The sequence below is a fragment of the Ruegeria sp. BB7 genome, from assembly GCF_056539365.1.
The window spans coordinates 1-22,518 of record NZ_JBQFUV010000016.1; the positions used below are offsets into that span (position 1 = coordinate 1).

Here is a 22,518-nt window from a genome sequence, read left to right on the forward strand (position 1 = left end):
ACTTGGTGATTGCTGCGGTCAGCGTGGTCTTGCCGTGGTCAACGTGGCCAATCGTGCCGATGTTGACGTGCGGTTTTGTACGCTCAAACTTTTCCTTTGCCATGATGGCCTCCTTTTTCGGTAATGAAGGGAGCCCCTGACCGGAGCTCCCTCAAATCTTCGCTTATGCGTATTTCGCCTGAATCTCGTCCGAGATGTTCTGCGGAACCGGATCGTAGTGGTCGAACTGCATGGTGAACTGGGCACGGCCCGACGACATCGAACGCAGAGTGTTGATGTAGCCGAACATGTTGGCCAGCGGAACAAACGCATCGATGGCGATCGCGTTGCCGCGCGGCTCTTGTCCAGATACCTGGCCACGACGCGAGGTCAGGTCGCCGATGATACCGCCGGTGTATTCTTCCGGGGTGATCACTTCGACCTTCATGATCGGTTCCAGCAGTTTCGCGCCAGCTTTGCGCATGCCTTCACGCATACACATACGAGCCGCGATTTCGAACGCCAGAACGCTCGAGTCAACATCGTGGAACTTACCGTCGATCAGCGCAACCTTGAAGTCGATCACGGGGAAGCCAGCCAACGGGCCGCTATCCATGACCGAGTTGATGCCTTTTTCAACGCCCGGAATGTATTCCTTGGGCACCGAACCACCAACAATGCGGCTTTCGAACGAATAGCCTTCGGCAGGCTCTGTCGGCGAGATGATCATCTTCACTTCGGCGAACTGACCCGAACCACCCGACTGTTTCTTGTGGGTGTAGGTATGTTCGACTTCGTGACCGATGGTCTCACGATAGGCCACCTGCGGCGCACCGATGTTCGCCTCGACCTTGAACTCGCGCTTCAGACGGTCCACCAAGATGTCCAGGTGAAGTTCGCCCATGCCCTTCATGATGGTCTGACCCGATTCCAGATCAGTTTCCACACGGAAGGACGGGTCTTCGGCGGCCAGACGGGCCAGACCCTGGGACATCTTCTCCTGGTCGCCCTTGGTTTTGGGCTCGACCGCGATCTCGATCACCGGATCGGGGAAGGTCATGGTTTCCAGAACCACCGGATCCTTCGCGTCACACAGGGTGTCACCGGTGGTGGTGTCTTTCAGACCCGCCAGCGCGATGATGTCGCCTGCAAACGCTTCTTCGATCTCTTCCCGGTTGTTCGAGTGCATCATCATCATACGACCGATGCGCTCTTTCTTACCTTTGGTTGAGTTCAGGATCGAGTCACCCTTGTTCATGGTGCCCGAGTAGATCCGGGTGAAGGTCAGCGAGCCAACGAAGGGGTCGTTCATGATTTTGAACGCCAGACCCGAGAAGGCCATGTCGTCGTCTGCACGACGGGCGATGTCACGAACTTCTTCCTCGTCGCCGGGCTTGAAGCCCATGTAATCAACAACGTCCAGCGGGCTGGGCAGATAGTCGATCACAGCGTTGAGCAGCGGCTGAACGCCTTTGTTCTTGAACGCCGAACCACCCAGAACCGGAACGAACGCGATTTCCAGGGTACCTTTGCGCAGCAGGGCGCGCAGGGTCGGAACGTCGGGTTCATTGCCTTCCAGGTATTCCATCATCGCGTCGTCGTCCATTTCGACGGCCGCTTCGATCATCTTGCCGCGCCATTCGTCAGCCATGTCTTTCAGGCTGTCGCGGATCGGTGCTTTGATCCAGCTTGCGCCCAGATCTTCGCCTTGCCACAGCCACTCTTCCATGGTGACCAGGTCGATCAGACCTTCCAGCTCGGTTTCGGCGCCGATCGGAATACCAACCGGAACAGCGCGTGCGCCAGTGCGATCTTCGATCATGCGAACGCAGTTGAAGAAGTCTGCGCCGATCTTGTCCATCTTGTTGACGAATACCATACGCGGAACCTTGTAGCGGTCAGCCTGACGCCACACGGTTTCGGTCTGGGGCTCAACACCGGCGTTTGCGTCCAGAACGCAGACGGCACCGTCGAGAACCGCCAGCGAGCGTTCGACTTCGATGGTGAAGTCAACGTGGCCGGGGGTGTCGATGATGTTCAGGCGGTGCTTGGGGGTATCGGCGGTCTGACCGTCCTCGGTGCGTTCCCAGAAGGTGGTGGTCGCAGCCGAGGTGATGGTGATGCCGCGTTCCTGCTCCTGCTCCATCCAGTCCATGGTGGCTGCACCGTCGTGCACCTCACCGATGTTGTGGGATTTGCCAGTGTAATACAGGATACGCTCCGAGCAGGTGGTCTTACCTGCGTCGATGTGCGCCATGATACCGAAGTTACGGTACAGTTCGAGCGGATATTCGCGTGCCATTGGTCTAAGCCTCTTGGATTACCAACGATAATGGCTGAAGGCTTTGTTCGCCTCGGCCATCTTGTGGGTGTCTTCACGCTTCTTCACGGCGGTACCGCGGGACTGTACAGCGTCCAGCAGCTCACCGGCGAGGCGTTCTTCCATGGTGTTTTCGTTGCGGCCACGCGCAGCAGTGATCAGCCAGCGGATGGCCAGTGCTTCGCGGCGCTCGGGGCGCACTTCGACCGGAACCTGATAGGTTGCACCACCAACGCGGCGCGAGCGAACCTCGACCGACGGTTTGATGTTGTCGAGCGCTTCGTGGAAGACTTCGACAGGGGCGCGCTTGATCTTGGTCTCAACGCGGTCAAAGGCGTTGTAAACGATGCGCTCTGCGACCGACTTCTTGCCGTCGATCATCAGGTTGTTCATGAATTTGGTCAGTACCTTGTCGCCAAATTTGGCGTCAGGCAGGACTTCGCGTTTTTCGGCGGCGTGACGACGTGACATATCAGCCTCTCCTTCTTACTTGGGACGCTTCGCGCCGTATTTCGAACGGCGTTGCTTACGATCTTTGACGCCCTGAGTATCCAGAACACCGCGCAGGATGTGGTAACGCACACCGGGAAGGTCTTTCACACGGCCGCCACGGATCAGAACAACCGAGTGTTCCTGCAGGTTGTGGCTTTCACCGGGGATGTACGAGATCACCTCGAACCCGTTGGTCAGGCGCACCTTGGCAACCTTACGCATCGCCGAGTTCGGCTTTTTCGGCGTGGTGGTGTACACGCGGGTGCAGACGCCGCGCTTCTGCGGGCACTGCTCCAGGTGCATGGACTTCGAGCGTTTTACTTTCGGCTGCCGCGGTTTGCGGATCAGCTGTTGAATAGTTGGCATTCCGGTTTCTTCCCCGTTTTGCAACACACATGACATGCACGCGCATTGCGTGCGGTTAAACTTGCTGCACTTATGCGTCCACAAGCGCAAAACCCGCGAGCGTTCCCATTCCGAGGTGAACGTCGCGGTTGGTTATCAGAGGGCGCGAACTGTAAAATTGTCCGGGCCTTGACCAGTACATTACTGGAATCGGTTATGGGGCGGCCCCCGGCACCGAGATGACGCGCGTAATAGGGGGAGTCGGCCCGAGTGTCAACAGTGCGCCCGATTGACGACCCCGAAGGCCAGTTCACAAGGGCTTATCAGCGCGCAATGGGGATTTCCAGCACGACAGTTGTTGCGGGTCTCAGGCCGCAAGGGCATAGTCCCGTTACCACTCTGAGCCACGGATGAATCATGCAAGTTATCGGCCTGTGCCGCTTTTCCTATCCTGCCTATGGTGGCTTTCAGGTAGAGCATGACACGATCGAAGAACGCAGGCAGTACCTTTATAACCCCGCTCGGCTGGAAGAACGCTTTCGCCTGTTCGAAACCACCACCCTTCCCTGTTTCAAGGAGCAGACCGATGAGGATTTTCAGCTTCTCATTGTAATTGGGGAATGCCTGCCAAAACCCTCGCTGGACCGGTTGCATGACCTGACAGCCAGCATGAAACAGGTCAGTATCATCGCCCGTGAGCCGATGCGGCAACGCAAGGTGATGAAAGAGGTCCTAAACGCTGCGCGTAACAACCCCGATGCACCCTGCCTGCAATTCCGTCACGATGACGACGACGCCGTGTCAGTGGACTTCGTTGAGCGCCTTCGCATTGCCGCTGACGAGGCCAAGGGGCTGATCGAGAACAACCGGACGGTCACAATTGACTATAACAGCGGCTTTCTTGCGCGTTTCGGTCCTGACGGCATTCTTGCCGCTCAGAAATACCAGCCGCTTCTGGGGGTGGGGATGGGCATGTACGTGCGCGGCGGTTGTGAGCTGACGATCATGAATTTCGCCCATCACCGGATCGGAAACTTTATGCCCGTTGTCAGCTACCCGGATGCTCCGATGTGGGTGCGAACCCTGAACCAGTTCAATGATTCCCCTCATGCCCGCAACAGCAAGGCCGAACTGCTGCCGCTGACGCCTGAACAGGAAGGTGAGTTCATCGCGCGTTTCGCCATCGAGCAGGACGCTGTCCAGAGGGTTCACTCGGCGGGTTGACGCGACCGTGTCCGGAACAGGGTAAACATCCCCGCGCCCACAACAAGAGCGGCCCCGATCATTGTGACACTGTCCGGCCAATCCCCGAATACGATCCAGCCCAGCACCAGCGCCCAGAGCAGGCCGGAATACCGGAACGGCGCGATGAAACCGATCTCGCCATCGCGCATGACCATGACGCTGAACATATACCCCAGCAGAATAAAGAACGCCGCGCAGACCAGCAGAATACCGGCCTGTGTCGGCACCGGAGACCAACCTTCGAATACCGATACGATCAGGGCTACGACGGTGATCGACAAAGAGGTTGCCAGCGTCACCACCATCGAAGGCACTTTTATCGATATGCGCCGGGTGATCAGATCCCGCGCCGTGATCGATAGCACCGCGGCCAACGCATAGAGAGAATAGATACTGAAACCGTCAGACCCAGGTCGGACGATCAACAACATCCCCGCAAATCCCAGCGCAATCGCGACCATCCTACGCCAACCAATAGTTTCCGAGAAAAACAGTGCCGCGCCCAAAGTGACCATCAGGGGCAAAGCCTGCAGAACTGCCGTCACATTGGCTAGCGGCATATGCATCAGCGCAGTCAGGAAAAAGAAGGTCACGGCCAGTTCGCACAGGCTGCGCAGCGCGATCAACCATTTGTCGTGACGAGGGAAGTTCAGATGCAGCGCACCCAATTGGCGGGCCAGCAGATAAATCAGAAAGCTGGCCAGCAAACCGCGCAACGCGATCAACTGAAACAGCGGCATATGCTGGCCAACGATCTTGACCAGAGTGTCGTTCACCGTAAAGGCGGCCATGCTGCCCATCATCAGCAGCGCGCCTTTCACGTTCGGGGTCATACTGCGCGGGCTCCACACGGGGTAATGCGCGGTATTGGCAAGAGTCCGTAAGGGGATGTCAATATGGCAAAGCTGGAACCAGACCCGGTCAGCTCAGTTTGATAACGTTACCGAACACATACAAGCTGGATGGCTCGGTCAGTTTTTCAACAAATTCCACCCAATCCTTTCCGTATATCCGCTCAAAGACGTCAGGATATTCCCAAACCAGATTGTGGTAGGTGAAGGTTGTCAGAAGTACACCCGCCGTAACGCAGCTGGCAAATTCCTTCTGCCGGTCTTTCAGAAAGAATGAAACGAAAAAGCCCGCACAGCTAGCAAGGCCGATACCAATGATCTCCTGAACACCCAACTGGCCACTGCCTGGGACACCAACCAAGTGATACTGAATGTAACGGGTCAGGAAGGCCGCAAAAATACCAAGAAAAAAGGCCCCGATAAACGATGCGGGGTATCCTAGCCGTTGCCAGATACTTTCGACTCTCGGAGGTGGCGCTTTGCTGGCGGTTTCTTTTGCTTTCTTCTCTATACGCTCAATACGATCCTGAAACGAACTCTGCTCTGTAGCCATAGATAAACTCAATACTTTCAAACAATTTTGCCTCAAGTACTATATCGTGAGTTGCATCTACTCAAGGGATACACACCCCAAAGATGCAATAGATCTGTTGCACACAGCAAAAACCGTGGTGGCTCGGCCGAACCCCCATTTCACGACCAGTCATGCCTGCCGACCAAAAGAAAAGGCCCTGCAAAATCGCAGGGCCTGATCTTAACAATATGGGTTCGCTTACTCGCGACTTTCCGGTGTTTCGACCAGAACATCCAACTCGTCGCCGACCATGTCGTCATCGATGGTGGGCGCAGCCAAGGCAGCGGCGGCTTCGGCCTCTTCCCGACGGGCTTCGATCACCACGTTGTCGCGCGACTGAGCTACCCGCTGCACACTCTGGGTGGCTCCACCAGTACCGGCAGGGATCAGACGACCGACAATGACGTTCTCTTTCAGGCCAACCAGCTTGTCTTTCTTGCCCTGAACCGAAGCTTCGGTCAGAACACGAGTGGTTTCCTGGAACGACGCCGCCGAGATGAACGAACGCGTCTGCAGCGAGGCCTTGGTGATCCCCAAGAGGATCGGTTCGCCCTGTGCCGGACGACCACCGCGGGCGATGGTCTTCTCGTTGGCCGCGTCGAACTCCTGCTTGTCGACATGCTCGCCTTTCAGCAGGGTGGTGTCGCCTGAATCCAGGATCTCCCACTTCTGCAGCATCTGGCGCACGATGACCTCGATGTGCTTGTCGTTGATCTTCACGCCCTGCAGACGATAGACGTCCTGCACCTCGTCGATCATGTAATCCGCCAGCGCTTCGACACCCATGATGGACAGGATGTCATGCGGAGCCGGGTTACCATCCATCAGGTATTCACCCTTTTGGATAAAGTCACCTTCCGCGACCGGGATATGCTTGCCCTTGGGCACCATATACTCGATCGTTTCCATCGACTCATCCGCCGGTTCGATGCTGATGCGGCGCTTGTTCTTGTAGTCGCGGCCAAAGCGCACGTAACCATCGGCTTCTGCGATGATCGCGTGATCTTTCGGACGACGGGCTTCGAACAATTCGGCCACACGCGGCAGACCACCGGTGATGTCCTTGGTCTTGGCACCTTCACGCGGGATACGCGCTACAACGTCACCGGCTTCGATGGTCTGGCCGTCTTCGACCGACAGGATCGCATCCACCGACATCGGATAGTGAACCGGGTTGCCCGCATCATTGCGGACCGGCTCGCCATCTTCACCGACCAGAATGATCTCGGGTTTCAGGTCGCTGCCTTTCGGAGCCGCGCGCCAGTCGATCACGATCTTCTGGGTCATGCCGGTTGCATCGTCGGTCTCATCACGGACAGCAAGGCCCGAAACAAGGTCAACGTATTTCGCGGTACCGGCTTTCTCGGCGATGATCGGCAGGGTGTAGGGATCCCACTCGTACAGCTTGTCGCCACGGGCAACCTTGGTGCCGTCCTTGACGAACAGCTTGGAGCCGTAGCCCAGCTTGTGGCTGGCACGCTCTTCGCCGTGTTCGTCGCTGATCACCAGCTTCATGTTTCGGCCCATAACAAGGCTTTCGCCTGCCGCATTGACCAGAATCTGCGGGTTCTCGAAGGAAACAACACCTTCCTGGCTGGCTTCCTGGAACGACTGTTGACCACCTTGCGCAACACCACCGATGTGGAAGGTCCGCATCGTCAGCTGCGTACCGGGTTCACCGATGGACTGGGCGGCGATGATACCGACAGCTTCACCCGTGTTCACCATGGTGCCGCGTGCGAGGTCACGACCGTAGCAGGTTGCACAGACGCCTTCCTCGGACTCACAGGTCAGAGGCGAGCGGATACGCATCGATGCAACACCGGCTTCGTCGATGGTGTCCGCCATGCGTTCGTCGATCAGCTGACCTGCGGCAACGATCACCTCATCCGTACCCGGACGCAGAACATCGTCAGCAGCCACACGACCCAGCACGCGCTCAGCCAGCGAGGCAACAACCTCACCATCGTTCACGGCTGCTTCGGCAGTGATCGCACGCTCAGTACCACAGTCGATCTCACGAACGATGCAGTCCTGTGCCACGTCCACCAGACGACGGGTCAGGTAACCCGAGTTCGCCGTCTTCAAAGCAGTATCCGACAGACCCTTACGGGCACCGTGGGTCGAGTTGAAGTACTCGAGAACGGTCAGACCTTCTTTAAAGTTCGAGATGATCGGCGTCTCGATGATGTCACCGTTCGGCTTGGCCATCAGGCCGCGCATTCCGCCCAGCTGTTTCATCTGAGTGACCGAGCCACGCGCACCGGAGTGGGCCATCATGTAGACCGAGTTCGGTTCCTGTTCGGCACCCGCCTCATCACGCGACGACGCCGAGATGGTATTCATCATGGCTTCGGTGACGCGGTCGTTACACTTCGACCAGGCATCGACAACTTTGTTGTACTTTTCGCCCTGAGTGATCAGGCCGTCCATGTACTGCTGTTCAAAGTCCTTCACCTGACCGCGGGTGTCATCGACGATGCCCCACTTGTCGTTCGGGATAACCATGTCGTCCTTACCGAACGAAATGCCAGCCTTGAACGCTTCTTTGAAGCCCATCGACATGATCTGGTCACAGAAGATAACCGACTCTTTCTGACCGCAGTAACGGTAGACGGTGTCGATCACCTGCTGCACTTCTTTCTTCCGCAGCAGACGGTTAACCAGCTCGAACGGCGCTTTGTTGTTCATCGGCAGCAAGGCACCCAGACGCAGACGGCCCGGAGTGGTCTCGAAACGCTTCTGAACTTCGTTGCCTTCGTCGTCGATCTGCGTGATCCGCGCGGTGATTTTCGAGTGCAGATGCACCTCACCCGCGTCCAGCGCGTGCTGAACTTCTTCGATCGAGCCAAAGACCTTGCCTTCGCCCGGCATGCCTTCGCGTTCCAGGGTCACATAGTACAGACCCAGGATCATATCCTGCGACGGAACGATGATCGGCGCGCCGTTTGCAGGCGACAGAACGTTGTTCGTCGACATCATCAGAACACGGGCTTCCAGCTGGGCCTCAAGGCTCAGCGGGACGTGAACGGCCATCTGGTCGCCGTCGAAGTCGGCGTTAAAGGCCGAGCAGACCAGCGGGTGCAGCTGGATCGCTTTACCTTCGATCAGAACCGGTTCGAACGCCTGAATGCCAAGACGGTGCAGCGTCGGCGCACGGTTCAGCATGACAGGGTGTTCGCGGATCACCTCGTCGAGGATATCCCACACTTCGGGACGCTCTTTCTCGACCAGTTTCTTCGCCTGTTTCACGGTCGAAGACAGACCCTTGGCTTCAAGGCGCGAGTAGATGAACGGCTTGAACAGCTCCAGCGCCATCTTCTTGGGCAAACCACACTGGTGCAGCTTCAGCTCGGGGCCAGTCACAATGACCGAACGGCCCGAGAAGTCGACGCGTTTCCCAAGAAGGTTCTGACGGAAGCGGCCCTGCTTACCTTTCAGCATGTCCGACAGCGATTTCAGCGGACGCTTGTTGGCGCCGGTGATCACGCGGCCACGACGGCCATTGTCGAACAGAGCGTCAACGGATTCCTGCAGCATCCGCTTTTCGTTGCGGACGATGATGTCAGGCGCGCGCAGCTCAATCAGACGCTTCAGACGGTTGTTCCGGTTGATAACGCGGCGATACAGATCGTTCAGATCCGAGGTCGCGAAACGGCCACCATCCAGTGGAACCAGCGGACGCAGTTCCGGCGGAATGACCGGGATCACGGTCATAACCATCCATTCAGGCCGGTTGCCCGACTCGAGGAAGGATTCAACAACCTTCAAGCGCTTGATGATTTTCTTGGGCTTCAGCTCACCGGTTGCTTCGGCCAGATCAGCGCGCAGCTGCTCGGCTTCGGCTTCCAGATCGATCTGGGCCAGCATCTCACGAATGGCTTCGGCACCGATATTCGCGGTGAACGCGTCCATGCCATAGGCATCCTGCGCGTCCATGTACTCTTCTTCGGTCAGCATCTGGCCGTAGGTCAGGTCGGTCAGACCGGGCTCGATGACAACGTAGTTTTCAAAGTACAGAACGCGTTCCAGATCGCGCAGCGTCATGTCCAGCATCAGACCGATGCGGGACGGCAGCGATTTCAGGAACCAGATATGTGCGACAGGCGCGGCCAGTTCGATGTGGCCCATACGCTCGCGGCGGACTTTCTGCAGAGTGACTTCCACACCGCACTTCTCGCAGACAACGCCGCGATACTTCATCCGCTTATATTTGCCACACAGACATTCGTAATCTTTGATCGGGCCAAAGATACGCGCGCAGAACAGACCGTCGCGTTCGGGCTTGAACGTTCGGTAGTTGATGGTTTCGGGTTTCTTGATCTCGCCATAGGACCAAGACAGAATCCGCTCGGGCGACGCCAATGAGACTTTGATTTCGTCAAAGACTTTCGGCGGCGTCAGCGGGTTGAACGGGTTATTGGTGATTTCCTGGTTCATTTTGCGTCCTTACAAATTGGGATGGGATGAGTGTGGGGCGTTGCCGCCCCTACTCTTCCTCCGCATCCAGGAGTTCCATATTCAGGCCGAGGCCACGGACTTCTTTAACCAGAACGTTGAACGATTCCGGTACGCCCGCTTCAAAGTTGTCCTCGCCCTTGACGATCGACTCATAGACCTTGGTCCGGCCGGCTACGTCATCGGATTTCACGGTGAGCATCTCCTGCAGGGTGTAGGCGGCGCCATAAGCTTCCAGAGCCCAGACTTCCATCTCACCAAAGCGCTGACCACCAAACTGCGCCTTACCACCCAGCGGCTGCTGGGTAACCAGGCTGTACGGCCCAGTCGAACGCGCGTGGATCTTGTCGTCCACAAGGTGATGCAGTTTCAGCAGGTACTTGATGCCCACGGTCACCGGACGTGCGAATTGCTCGCCGGTGCGACCGTCGAACAGAACCGACTGACCGCTTTCCGAGAAGCCTGCACGCACCAGCGCGTCGTTGACGTCAGCCTCTTTGGCACCGTCAAAAACCGGGGTCGCGATCGGAACACCGCGGGTCACGTTGCCCGCAGCCTCGATCAAGTGACCTTCGTCCATGTCGGCAATGCCTTCTTCATAGACATTCTCGCCATAGGCCAGCTTCATCGCTTCGCGCACCGGGGTCAGGTCGCCGGAACGGCGGTATTCACCCAGTGCGTCGTCGATGTTCAAACCCAGACCGCGCGCGGCCCAACCCATGTGGGTTTCAAGGATCTGACCAACGTTCATACGCGACGGCACACCCAGCGGGTTCAGACAGAAGTCAACCGGAGTACCATCGGCCAGGAACGGCATGTCTTCCATCGGAACAACCTTGGAGATCACACCTTTGTTCCCGTGACGACCGGCCATCTTGTCGCCCGGCTGCAGCTTACGCTTCACGGCGATGAAGACTTTGACCATCTTCATCACACCCGGCGGCAGGTCGTCGCCACGGCGAACCTTCTCGACCTTGTCTTCGAAACGGGCATCCAAAGCGCGCTTGAGCACTTCGTACTGCTCGTTCAGCGCTTCGACGATCTGGGCGTCCTTCTCGTCTTCCAGTGCCAACTGCCACCACTGACCACGGGTCAGGGTTTCCAGAAGATCCTCGGTGATTGCCGAGCCTGCCTTGACGCCTTTCGGGCCTTTGACGGCGGTTTTACCCAGGATCAGGCCCTGCAGACGCGCATAGATGTTGCGGTCCAGGATTGCCAGCTCGTCGTCCCGGTCACGGGCCAGACGTTCGACTTCCTCACGCTCGATCTGCAGCGCACGCTCGTCTTTCTCGACGCCGTGACGGTTGAAGACGCGAACCTCAACGACCGTACCGTAATCGCCCGGCTTCACGCGCAGCGAGGTGTCGCGCACGTCAGATGCTTTTTCACCAAAGATGGCGCGCAGCAGCTTTTCTTCCGGGGTCATCGGGCTTTCGCCCTTCGGAGTGATCTTGCCGACCAGAATATCGCCCGGCTCAACATCCGCTCCGATGTAAACGATGCCCGCCTCGTCGAGGTTGCGCAGCGCTTCTTCACCGACGTTCGGGATGTCACGGGTGATCTCTTCCGGGCCCAGCTTGGTGTCACGTGCGGCGACTTCGAATTCCTCGATATGGACCGAGGTAAAGACGTCATCACGCGCGATACGTTCCGAGATCAGGATCGAGTCTTCGTAGTTGTAACCGTTCCAAGGCATGAACGCGACGACCACGTTCTTACCCAGGGCCAGTTCACCGATATCGGTGGACGGACCATCGGCAATCACTTCACCTTTGCCGACCGTGTCGCCCACTTTCACCAGCGGACGCTGGTTGATGCAGGTGTTCTGGTTCGACCGCTGGAACTTGCGCAGACGATAGATGTCAACGCCAGCGTCGCCCAGTTCCAGATCTTCGGTGGCACGGATAACGATACGCTGGGCATCGACCTGGTCGATGATACCGGCGCGTTTCGCCTGGATCGCAGCGCCCGAGTCGATCGCAACCTTTTCCTCGATCCCGGTACCGACCAGCGGCGCCTCGGCCCGCAGCAGCGGAACCGCCTGACGTTGCATGTTCGAGCCCATCAGAGCGCGGTTGGCGTCGTCATTTTCAAGGAACGGGATCAGCGATGCCGCAACCGAAACCAACTGTTTCGGCGACACGTCGATCAGGTCCACGTTCTCGCGCGGGGCGAGGGTGTAGTCACCAGCCTGACGGGTCGAAACCAGATCGTTGATGAACTTGCCGTTCTGATCCAGCGTCGCGTTCGCCTGCGCCACGGTGTGACGCATTTCCTCGGTCGCGGACATGTAGTGGACCTCATCCGTCACCTCGGCGTCTTTGACGACGCGGTACGGTGTTTCGATAAAGCCATACTTGTTCACGCGGGCAAAGGTCGCCAGCGAGTTGATCAGACCGATGTTCGGACCTTCCGGCGTTTCAATCGGGCACATCCGGCCATAGTGGGTCGGGTGGACGTCACGCACTTCAAAGCCCGCGCGTTCACGCGTCAGACCACCGGGGCCAAGCGCCGAGAGACGGCGTTTGTGGGTGACTTCCGACAGCGGGTTGGTCTGATCCATGAACTGCGACAGCTGCGACGAGCCGAAGAATTCGCGAACAGCAGCAGCAGCCGGTTTCGCGTTGATCAGGTCCTGCGGCATGACAGTGTCGATCTCGACCGACGACATACGCTCTTTGATCGCGCGCTCCATGCGCAGCAGACCGACGCGGTACTGGTTTTCCATCAATTCGCCGACGGAACGGACACGGCGGTTGCCGAGGTGGTCGATATCGTCGATGTCACCTTTGCCGTCGCGCAGTTCCACCAGCGCCTTGATGCAGGCCACGATGTCTTCGCGGCGCAGGGTGCGCAGGGTGTCCGGCGCATCCAGGGCCAGACGCATGTTCATCTTCACACGACCAACGGCAGACAGGTCATAGCGCTCGCTGTCGAAGAACAGAGTGTCGAACAGGGCCGAAGCCGCTTCGACGGTGGGCGGCTCGCCCGGACGCATAACGCGGTAGATATCCATCAGCGCGGTGTCCCGGCCCATGTTCTTATCTGCCGCCATGGTGTTGCGCATGTACGGACCAACATTGATATTGTCGATGTCCAGAACCGGGATTTCGGTGATACCTGCGTCGATCAGCTCCTTCACGGTGCCGCCGATCAGGTCGCCGTCCTTGTCATATTCCAGTGTCAGCTCATCACCGGCCTCGACATAGATCGCACCGGTTTCCTCGTTGATGACGTCCTTGGCGACAAACTTGCCAACGATGTGATCAAACGGAACCAGCAGGTCAGTGACGACGCCTTCTTCGATCAGTTTCTTGACCGCGCGCGGGGTGACTTTCTTGCCCGCTTCGGCAATCACTTCACCGGATTTCGCGTCAACCAGATCATAAGTCGGACGGGTGCCGCGAACACGCTCGGGGAAGAACGGTGCGATCCAGCCCTTCTTCTTGTCCAGCCTGTAGGACACGGTGTTGTAATAGGCGTCCATGATCGCTTCCTGATCCAGACCCAGCGCATACAGCAGGGTTGTCACAGGCAGTTTGCGGCGACGGTCGATACGGGCGAACACGATGTCCTTGGCGTCGAACTCAAAATCCAGCCAGCTGCCGCGATACGGGATGATGCGGCAGGCAAACAGCAGCTTGCCCGAGGAATGGGTCTTGCCCTTGTCGTGGTCAAAGAACACACCGGGCGAGCGGTGCATCTGGCTGACGATCACACGCTCGGTGCCGTTCACGATGAACGTCCCGTTCGGCGTCATCAGGGGCATGTCGCCCATGAACACGTCCTGCTCCTTGATGTCTTTGACCGACTTGGCGCCGGTATCCTCGTCGACATCAAATACGATCAGACGCAGGGTGACCTTCAGCGGCGCGCTGTAGGTCATGTCGCGCTGCATACACTCTTCGACATCGTACTTGGGTTTTTCCAGATCGTATTTCACGAACTCCAGAACGGAGGTTTCGTTGAAATCCTTGATCGGGAAAACCGACTGGAACACACCTTTGATGCCTTCGCCGTCAGTAGGCTGCTCTGCATCGCCGGAGCGGAGGAAAAGATCATAAGAAGATTTTTGCACCTCAATGAGGTTCGGCATCTCCAGCACTTCGCGGATTTTGCCGTAATATTTCCGAAGACGTTTCTGGCCAAGGAACGATTGAGCCATGTCAGATGTCACCTTTCGATGTTCTCAGCGGACAAAGACACCGTCGGGCCCCGGCATCTTGCACATTAGAGACAACACGTTCAGATCAATTCGTGGCCACCGTCCCGAATGGTAGCCTCCCGATCCAAAAACCGTGTCTTAGAAAACGCCCCAAGTGTGAGGCCCTTTCTAAGACAGGTTCGGCTGGACCCGGATTTCTCCGGGCCCAGCCAAATTTTGCGGCACATCAGCGATGCACCTGTCGATTGGCTTAGGCCAGCTCGACTTCGGCGCCAGCTGCTTCCAGCTTGCCTTTGACTTCTTCGGCTTCGTCTTTCGACACGCCTTCTTTGATCTTGCCGCCAGCTTCGACCAGCTCTTTGGCTTCTTTCAGGCCCAGACCGGTGATGCCGCGAACTTCTTTGATCACGTTGATTTTCGAAGCGCCGGCGTTCTTCAGAACGACGTCGAATTCGGTTTTTTCTTCCTCAGCTGCGCCACCGGCGTCGCCACCAGCTGCGACCATTACGGCGCCACCAGCTGCGGGCTCGATGCCGTATTCGTCTTTAAGGATGGTTTTCAGTTCTTGTGCTTCCAGCAGGGTCAGACCCACGATGCTTTCTGCGAGTGCTTTCAGATCAGCCATTGTATTAGCTCTTTCCGTTTTACAGTGTGTGTTCCAACGTCAGGGGCATTCCCCTACGCAGATCATTCAGTGCCAACCGCTTACGCAGCTTCCGCCTTCTCTTCGATGGTGGAAAGGATGCTTGCGATGTTGCTTGCAGGTGCGCCAATCGCGCCGGCGATGTTCGAAGCAGGTGCGCCAATGCAGCCAACGATCGAAGCAATAAGCTCTTCACGAGACGGCATTTTCGAAACTGTTTCGACGCCTTTGCGGTCCAGAGCGTTCTCGCCCATAGCACCGCCGAGGATTTCAAAATTCTTGTTATCCTTGGCGAAGTCCTCGGCCACTTTGGCTGCTGCCACGGGGTCCTCGGAATAGGTCAGAACGGTCATCCCTGTCAGCAGGTCGGCCATGCTTTCACACGGCTTACCCTCAAGGGCGATTTTGGCGAGCCTGTTCTTGGCAACACGCACGGCACCACCCGCGTCACGAGCACGTGCGCGAAGGTCCTGCATCTCGGCAACTGTCAGACCGGCGTAGTGCGAAACCACTACGACGCCAGAGCTTTCGAAGATTTGGCCGAGTTCCTCGACCACTTTCTCTTTCTGGGCTCTATCCACAGTTCTCTCCAAGTTAGGGGCGATATCTCACCCCGGCTCATATTTGCCGCAGCCTTCGCTCCGGCGTTCAGGTCCGTTGTTACGGGATTGGCCAAAATGCGCCCGAGGGTTGGACCCTCAGAATTCTTTGGTCTTACCCGTCTCAGGCAGGGAATTAAGGGGCCAGATGGACCCACCCACCGTCTTGGACGAAACGAAATAAAGCGCACGACGAATCGCACGCTTTATTCCGCAGTTCTCTTTAGGGCAGATGCGCGGGGTTTCCAAGGGGTAAATTGCCCGTTTAAAGGTTTCGCAAGACATTGCTTTTGGCGGCGATTGACATGCCCTGCCGCCTAGGGTCCTGTCATACGCAGAACCCTTTGTTTAGCCCCTTTCTGGTTGCCCCCAAGCATGTTGGCCCTCACCGAAGATGAACACAGACGTGCCACAGCCTTTGTCGAGGAGTTCTCATGCTATGTTGCGGCAAGTGGAGTGCTACCATTTGAATGCATATACAGGTCGCACGACTTTTACGAAACCCGCATGGTGTTACGGATCAAAGGGCCAAAACAGCATTTTGCATTGAAAATTGACACTGCTTCGCCAGAAACAGGGCGGCTCCAAAACGAATTCGACCTTCTGGTGCGCCTGACTCAGGCATTTGAAAAACACAAGGCATCACGCGTGGTGCGCCCCTGCTATATGTCGCCAAGAGGCATGTTCTTTGTCACCGAGTTCATCGATCGCCCCACCTGCGTTGATGTGGTCCACAACAGCACCGATGACGATCAGGTCGCTCAGATCTACCGCCGCGCCGGAGCATGGTTGCATGATCTGCACAGCGTCCAGCCGCCCAAGGAATATGGATTTCGCCCGCGCTGGATGACCGACGGCATCCACGCATTACTGACCGAAGCTCCACACCACATTCGGAACGAAGGTCAACCAATGGCCAAAATGCTGGAAAGGGATGTGCTGCTGTTAAAAGGCATTCCAGAAACACAGGTGTTTTCGCACGGAGATTTTCACGGTCAAAACCTGCTGATCGGCCGAGGTGAGATGATTGGCCTGGATTTTACCGAGGCGCGGGAAAAACTGGCGGTCTATGACATCGTTGACTTCCTGAAGGCTGACATCTTTCGCGACGCAACACCCAGCGCCGTAGATCGCAGCGGCATTCTGAAACACAACAAGGACATGTTTTTTCGTCGCTATCGGCACCCTATTCACATGGAGATTCTGGATTTCTGCCTGCGCGCGCGCCTTTTGAAAGACTGGCTGTCTTTGTGGCACATTAAACACGTCTGTAGCACATATGAAGAAGACAGGCGACATCGGCTGGGCGACCGGCTGCGGATCGCGTTTCAAAACGGTTGATCCGGATTGCTCAGGCCCTTTTGACGCAAATGTGCACAGGTTCCTGCGTATAACAACATTGACTGGCGTGGTTTAACGCTTTCTCTATGCCATTTAGAAAAAGAGCGAGCTCGCCGCATTTGAGTCGCCGTAACAAGTATCAGGAAAGTTGATCACACAGATGGTTCTCCGCAGTTTTTTCGCTCAGGACAGCTCCAGCCTCATTGCCACCTTCGTTCCCGGCTCTGCCGACGCCAACGATATCACTGTCGGCGGTTCGATCATCAATAACTCGGACACACCGGACGGAACGATCTTTGTCTATTCCGGCGGCACAGGGACAACGGTCACATTGGACGATACCGGTGGCAGCCCCAATGTGTTCAATGATGATCAAGAAGACGATCATGTCATTACCGACGGTGGTGGGCTTGTCGCCAACGGAACCCAGGTCGAATCTGAGTCCATCATCACGGTGCGCGCACTGGACGAGAATGGAAACCCAACCGGCCCCGAGATTGACGTCTATGTGTTTTCCCAGAACGGCGTTACTCAGGATGTCTGGGGCTATGGTACCTCAGAGCCGCTGGAGCCAGAAACCTCCTACATCAAAGTCGGGGGCTCTAACACTGGCAGTTCGAGCTATTCCGACTTCATCACGTGTTTTGGTGCCGGGACACTGATAGACACCGCAGATGGTGTTGAAGAAGTGCAGAACCTTGAACCCGGTCAACTCGTCTGGACCCGCGACAACGGGCTGCAACCGGTGCAGTGGATCGGAACAACAGAGGTGTCAGGCGTTGGTGCTTTTGCTCCCGTGTTGATTGAGGCCGGGGCGCTCGGTAACACACGCGACCTCATCGTATCACAAGAACACCGGGTGCTCATCAAGGCACCAGCGACGGACATGCTATTCGGGTCCCCCGAAGTTTTCGTAGCTGCCAAACACCTGTGTGGCCATCCGGGAATTTCGATCCGCGAAACAGACCGCGTCACCTATGTGCATTTCATGTTCGACCGACATCAGATTGTTCGGTCGAACGGCGCGCTGACGGAAAGCTTCTATTTCGGGCAAGGTGCTAAGTACGCGCTGTCCTCTCCTCAGCGAGCTGAAATCAGAGCACTTTTCCCGTCGGTAGAGGCGATTAGTGATGCCTTCCAGCACACCGTAGCCCCAACAATCAATGCGCGTGAAGCCAGCGTTCTGCGCGCCTATCTTTGAAATAAGGCAGGTCTGAAATTGAAAAACCCGGGCTGCTTCCGCAACCCGGGTTTTCATTTCAAGTATATAATCCGAGCTTATTCGCCCGCGGCAGCCGCCACATCCAGAGTCACACCCGGGCCCATGGTCGAGCTCAGCGCGATTTTCTTCATGTAGGTGCCTTTGGCGCCCGACGGCTTGGCCTTGGCAACAGCCGAAACAAATGCACGGACGTTTTCAACCAGTTTGGCTTCGTCAAAAGACGCTTTGCCAACACCGGCATGCACAACGCCGCCTTTTTCCGCCTTGAACTGAACTTCGCCACCCTTGGCTGCTTCCACGGCCGCTTTCACGTCCATGGTCACGGTACCGACCTTGGGGTTCGGCATCAGGTTGCGGGGGCCCAGAACCTTACCCAGACGACCGACGATCGGCATCATGTCCGGGGTTGCGATGCAGCGGTCGAATTCGATGGTGCCGCCCTGAATGGTTTCCATCAGGTCTTCTGCGCCGATGATGTCCGCACCTGCTTCTTTCGCTTCGTCCGCCTTGGGGCCACGAGCAAAAACAGCAACGCGCATCGCTTTACCGGTGCCGTTCGGCAGGCCGACAACGCCGCGAACCATCTGGTCTGCGTGACGGGTGTCAACGCCCAAGTTCATCGCGATTTCGATGGTTTCGTCAAATTTCGAGGTTGCGTTGGACTTAACCAGGGCAACTGCTTCTTCGATCGACAGGTTTTCCTTGCCGGCGACAGCTTCGCGCGCAGCGCGGGTACGTTTACCGAGTTTTGCCATCTTACTTCACCTCGATGCCCATAGAGCGGGCCGAGCCCAGGATGATCTGCATTGCGCCTTCGACGTCGTTGGCGTTCAGATCTTTCATTTTGGCTTCGGCTATTTCACGAACCTGCTTCGAGGTCACGGTGGCCACGGTCTCGCGACCTGGGTTTTCCGCACCACGGGGGCGGTTACGCTTGCCGACCGGCTTCAGACCAGCTGCTTTTTTCAGGTAGTAAGACGCGGGCGGCGTCTTGATGTCCATGGTGAAGGACTTGTCCTGATAGTAGGTGATCACGGTCGGGCACGGAGCGCCGGGCTCCATGTCTGCGGTCTTGGCGTTGAACGCCTTGCAGAATTCCATGATGTTGATGCCGCGCTGACCCAGCGCCGGACCAACTGGCGGCGACGGGTTCGCCTGACCTGCAGGAACCTGCAGTTTCATTGTACCAGCAAGCTTCTTGGCCATTTGGTTTTCCTTTCAACTAAGTCAGGGCGCGCCCCGACCAGATTATGTTGCGTGGTCCGATCCGGGATCGCGATCCCAGCAACCTCCCACGAGAGAATCTCGCCCGAAGACGATAGAGGCGGCGTTTACAGGGGAATGCGGGGGTTGGCAAGTGCCATGGCTTCTGAATTCAAAACCATCGAATCGAGCTCCAATAGGGCAATCGACGGCTCAAGGAATGTGGACCGTTATTAATGATGAGCCGTATTTCACTAAGAACTTAATAGCGCAGTAAAAAGATCGTTTTAACCTACTCATCGGTCGAGGTTCGGCCTTTGTATCACATTAATACTATCTGCCGTGCTATACTCAGAGAAAGTAGAGTTTTTCAGTGGAGGCTAATTATGATCATTCGTTTTATTATGACGCTTGGCATCGCGCTTTCCCTTGCTACGACCGCACCTCAATTAGCACGGGCTGACGCAGGTGACTTCTTGGGTGGCGCTGTCGTCGGCGGCGTTGCCGGATATCTGATCGGCAAAGACCAGCAAAAGAAAAAGACACAAACAACGACTCGGACCTATGGATCGGGCATTCCGTCGACCTCACAGGGCGCGCAGACTCAGACTGCTCTAAATTACTTCGGCTACAACGCAGGACGCGTCGATGGTCAGGTCGGCCGCGGCACACGTGCAGCAATCGAACGCTATCAAGTCTCAATGGGATATCCCGTGAATGGCTATGACTTCCAACCTTATCAGCGTGACTTCCTGATGCAGGCTTACTATTGGGGGACAAGCGGCGGACAAGCCTCTACCCAGCTAGCGGGTCAACCGCTTCTGATGGAATACCGCCATCAAGTTCAATCGGGTTCTGCGTTGACAGCGGCTTCTCAACCTCCGGCACAAGCAATCCCGGTCGCAACACCCCAAGAGACCGAGCCCGGGACGAATGCCTCGGATACAGAGTCAGCCAGCCTGCCGAGCCTGTTCTCAGGCGGCACCGGAGGACCGTCGCTGGCCAATCGCTGTAGCGGGGTAATGCTGCAGACATCAACAAATGGCGGCTACACAACATTATCGAACATGTCCGATCCTGATTTTGCGCTCAGCGAGCAGTTCTGCCTTGCTCGTAGCTATGCGATGGCGCACGGCGAAGATCTGATGCAGGATATCCAGGGGCTGACGCCGGATCAGGTTAGCGCCCAATGCGAAGCGTATGGTGACATGTTGGCACCGCAAGTTGACACCTTGTCTCTCAGCTCGAAAAACGACGCGGAAACCCAGATGCGGCAACTTGCGTTGGAGTCCGGACTAAGCCCCGAAGATCTTGCGGCTACAAGCAAGGTCTGCCTGGCAATTGGATACCGTCAGGACAACATGGACACCGCGGTTGGATCCGCACTGATGCTGGTCGCAATGGGCGAGCCAGCCTACGGTGAGCTGATCGGACACCATCTGCGCGAAGGTTTCGGAGTGCGGGAACGTCCCGATCTTGCCATGCAGTGGTATGATGCGAGCCTTTCGGCTTTGGACGCTGGATCGCAAGCTGTCTTCTTACCGTCCCAATCCGACCGACCGCAACTCCTCCGAGCGGCGATGACGCAGGCGCAATAAGTCGATGCAAATACGGTATGGACGGCTGTGATGCTGAAACCAAATCTTGCTTCGTTTCAAATCGCGTCGCGGCCTTACAAAATTAGCCGGTAAGATTGCTCTGCTTCGTAGCTTGTGCAAAATCCAGGTCAACCGAGGTGACAGGCCGAAGGTCAAAACAGAGGACTGACAGCCGCGCCTGACCTGGTCTGTTTAGCGTGCTCCGAGCCAGAAATGCATTCCCTGAAATTTCCACAAGAGTATCTCGCCCGAAGAAAATACACGTGGAATGAACAGGGAAACTGTGGGGCTGGCAAGAGGCGGGCGTTACAGCTTGGCGAAACCGCTTTGGGCCCGAAAAGCGCGTGCTTATCCCAATCTATCTTAGCAACTTCAGGGCCTAGTATTGCCGCGGATTCTTTCTCGGATTGGCGTTTTGTGGCAGACTAGTACTTTTACGGCGCTGGAGGGATCGGGAAAATGAAAGGATTTGAATCACCAAAGAAAACACGGGAGTTTCACAACCACCACTTTGACTCCACCATGTGGAATGATTTTGAGTTTCGTGATGACGATATCATCATCGCTACCTATGCAAAGTCGGGAACGACTTGGGTTCAGCAGATCGTCGCTCAGTTGATATTCAATGGTGCAGAAGATCTCGACGTCGCTGAGATGTCGCCGTGGCTAGACCTTCGGGTGCCACCCAAAGAGGTTAAGTTGCCAGCAGTCGCATCGCAAACGCACCGCCGCTTCTTGAAAACACATTTGCCGGTGGATGCGCTCGTATTTTCAGAACAAGCCAAATACATATACATTGGGCGCGATGGACGGGACGTAGTATGGAGCTTTCATAACCATCATGCGAACGCAAACGACACTTGGTATGAAGTTCTAAATGAAACGCCCGGTCGGGTAGGCCCACCGATCGAAAGACCAACACGAGATACTGTTCAGTACTTCAGGGAATGGTTGGATAGTGATGGTCATCCGATGTGGCCTTTCTGGGAAAATATTCGAACATGGTGGGAGATACGCGATCTACCCAACGTGCAACTCATCCATTTTGAAGCTCTTAAACGCGACATGCCGGGGGAAATTCGCCGCATCGCAGATTTCCTCGACATTGAGATCGACGAAAGCCGTTGGGATGCGATTCTCAAGCACTGTTCCTTTGACTACATGAAAGCACATGCGAGTAAGTCTGTCCCTGGAGGTGGCATATTTTGGGATGGTGGAGCAGAGACATTCATCCACCGTGGCGTGAACGGTCGGTGGCGTGAGGTTCTCCCAGAAGAGGACAAAGCCCGCTATGAGGCTAGGTCCTTGGCAGAGCTCGGGCCGGAATGCAGCAATTGGCTAGCGTCTGGAAAATAAGAGCATCACAGGTTCCATCCCGTCGAAACCCACGAACAGGCCGTCATTGACGGAGTACCAGAGAAGGCAAGCGATTGCGCCCATGCTCTCAATTGGCCCGTTTCAGGCTCAACCATGCTCCAATACT

At 56.6% G+C, this 22,518-nt stretch carries 17 protein-coding genes; 5 read left to right on the plus strand and 12 right to left on the minus strand.

Features of this window, described 5'->3' with window-relative positions; translation table 11 throughout:
- The 4 genes from ACR0D7_RS17115 to rpsL form a co-directional block, all read right to left on the minus strand.
- Nucleotides 1-103, minus strand: a 103-nt coding sequence (locus tag ACR0D7_RS17115; RefSeq protein WP_377181647.1) for a GTP-binding protein, incomplete at its 3' end; no start/stop codon positions are given.
- A gap of 60 nt (nt 104-163) precedes the next feature.
- Complete coding sequence (gene fusA / locus ACR0D7_RS17120) at nt 164-2,281, minus strand: elongation factor G (RefSeq protein ID WP_480680114.1); 2,118 nt, start codon at nt 2,279-2,281, stop codon at nt 164-166.
- A gap of 18 nt (nt 2,282-2,299) precedes the next feature.
- Nucleotides 2,300-2,770, minus strand: coding sequence for a 30S ribosomal protein S7 (rpsG, locus tag ACR0D7_RS17125; RefSeq protein WP_170446863.1), 471 nt, complete (start codon nt 2,768-2,770; stop codon nt 2,300-2,302).
- A gap of 15 nt (nt 2,771-2,785) precedes the next feature.
- Entirely contained in the window at nt 2,786-3,157 is a 372-nt protein-coding gene (gene rpsL, locus ACR0D7_RS17130) for a 30S ribosomal protein S12 (RefSeq protein ID WP_005621086.1), read from the minus strand.
- A 396-nt stretch (nt 3,158-3,553) separates the two neighbouring features.
- On the opposite strand from rpsL, the gene ACR0D7_RS17135 reads away from it, so the two are divergent.
- Nucleotides 3,554-4,360, plus strand: a complete 807-nt coding sequence (locus tag ACR0D7_RS17135; RefSeq protein WP_480680115.1) for a putative rhamnosyl transferase — start codon at nt 3,554-3,556, stop codon at nt 4,358-4,360.
- On the opposite strand, the gene ACR0D7_RS17140 is transcribed toward ACR0D7_RS17135, so the two are convergent.
- From ACR0D7_RS17140 to rplJ, 6 genes are all read right to left on the minus strand, one after another.
- Nucleotides 4,345-5,214 carry a DMT family transporter gene (locus tag ACR0D7_RS17140; RefSeq protein ID WP_480680116.1) on the minus strand — a complete coding sequence of 290 codons (870 nt, stop codon included), beginning with the start codon at nt 5,212-5,214 and terminating at the stop codon, nt 4,345-4,347. The two genes, ACR0D7_RS17135 and ACR0D7_RS17140, sit on opposite strands and share 16 nt — an antisense overlap.
- 88 nt (nt 5,215-5,302) lie before the next feature.
- Nucleotides 5,303-5,785: a hypothetical protein gene (locus ACR0D7_RS17145; protein WP_480680117.1), complete on the minus strand. Its 483-nt coding sequence runs from the start codon at nt 5,783-5,785 to the stop codon at nt 5,303-5,305.
- Between the two features lie 219 nt (nt 5,786-6,004).
- Nucleotides 6,005-10,246 carry a DNA-directed RNA polymerase subunit beta' gene (gene rpoC / locus ACR0D7_RS17150; RefSeq protein WP_480680118.1) on the minus strand — a complete coding sequence of 1,414 codons (4,242 nt, stop codon included), beginning with the start codon at nt 10,244-10,246 and terminating at the stop codon, nt 6,005-6,007.
- 49 nt (nt 10,247-10,295) lie between these two features.
- Complete coding sequence (gene rpoB / locus ACR0D7_RS17155) at nt 10,296-14,429, minus strand: DNA-directed RNA polymerase subunit beta (protein ID WP_480680119.1); 4,134 nt, start codon at nt 14,427-14,429, stop codon at nt 10,296-10,298.
- 250 nt (nt 14,430-14,679) lie between these two features.
- The gene (rplL, locus tag ACR0D7_RS17160; RefSeq protein ID WP_010441182.1) at nt 14,680-15,054 is read right to left on the minus strand and encodes a 50S ribosomal protein L7/L12; all 375 of its coding nucleotides are present in this window, start codon (nt 15,052-15,054) and stop codon (nt 14,680-14,682) included.
- Nucleotides 15,055-15,134: 80 nt separating this feature from the next.
- A complete protein-coding gene (gene rplJ, locus ACR0D7_RS17165) occupies nt 15,135-15,653 on the minus strand; it encodes a 50S ribosomal protein L10 (RefSeq protein ID WP_010441181.1) in 519 nt (172 codons plus the stop codon).
- A gap of 525 nt (nt 15,654-16,178) precedes the next feature.
- Here rplJ and ACR0D7_RS17170 point away from each other — a divergent pair.
- Together ACR0D7_RS17170 and ACR0D7_RS17175 are read left to right on the plus strand one after the other, a co-directional pair.
- Nucleotides 16,179-17,012 carry an aminoglycoside phosphotransferase family protein gene (locus tag ACR0D7_RS17170; RefSeq protein ID WP_480680120.1) on the plus strand — a complete coding sequence of 278 codons (834 nt, stop codon included), beginning with the start codon at nt 16,179-16,181 and terminating at the stop codon, nt 17,010-17,012.
- 160 nt (nt 17,013-17,172) lie between these two features.
- Entirely contained in the window at nt 17,173-18,213 is a 1,041-nt protein-coding gene (locus ACR0D7_RS17175; RefSeq protein WP_480680121.1) for a Hint domain-containing protein, read from the plus strand.
- A gap of 77 nt (nt 18,214-18,290) precedes the next feature.
- Here ACR0D7_RS17175 and rplA read toward each other — a convergent pair whose 3' ends face one another.
- Both rplA and rplK read right to left on the minus strand, forming a co-directional pair.
- A complete protein-coding gene (gene rplA / locus ACR0D7_RS17180; RefSeq protein ID WP_480680122.1) occupies nt 18,291-18,989 on the minus strand; it encodes a 50S ribosomal protein L1 in 699 nt (232 codons plus the stop codon).
- Nucleotide 18,990: 1 nt separating this feature from the next.
- Nucleotides 18,991-19,440, minus strand: a complete 450-nt coding sequence (gene rplK, locus ACR0D7_RS17185; RefSeq protein WP_010440985.1) for a 50S ribosomal protein L11 — start codon at nt 19,438-19,440, stop codon at nt 18,991-18,993.
- A 383-nt stretch (nt 19,441-19,823) separates the two neighbouring features.
- On the opposite strand from rplK, the gene ACR0D7_RS17190 reads away from it, so the two are divergent.
- Complete coding sequence (locus ACR0D7_RS17190; protein ID WP_480680123.1) at nt 19,824-21,035, plus strand: peptidoglycan-binding domain-containing protein; 1,212 nt, start codon at nt 19,824-19,826, stop codon at nt 21,033-21,035.
- Nucleotides 21,036-21,494: 459 nt separating this feature from the next.
- Nucleotides 21,495-22,391: a sulfotransferase domain-containing protein gene (locus ACR0D7_RS17195; RefSeq protein ID WP_480680124.1), complete on the plus strand. Its 897-nt coding sequence runs from the start codon at nt 21,495-21,497 to the stop codon at nt 22,389-22,391.
- The last annotated feature ends 127 nt before the right edge of the window (nt 22,392-22,518 follow it).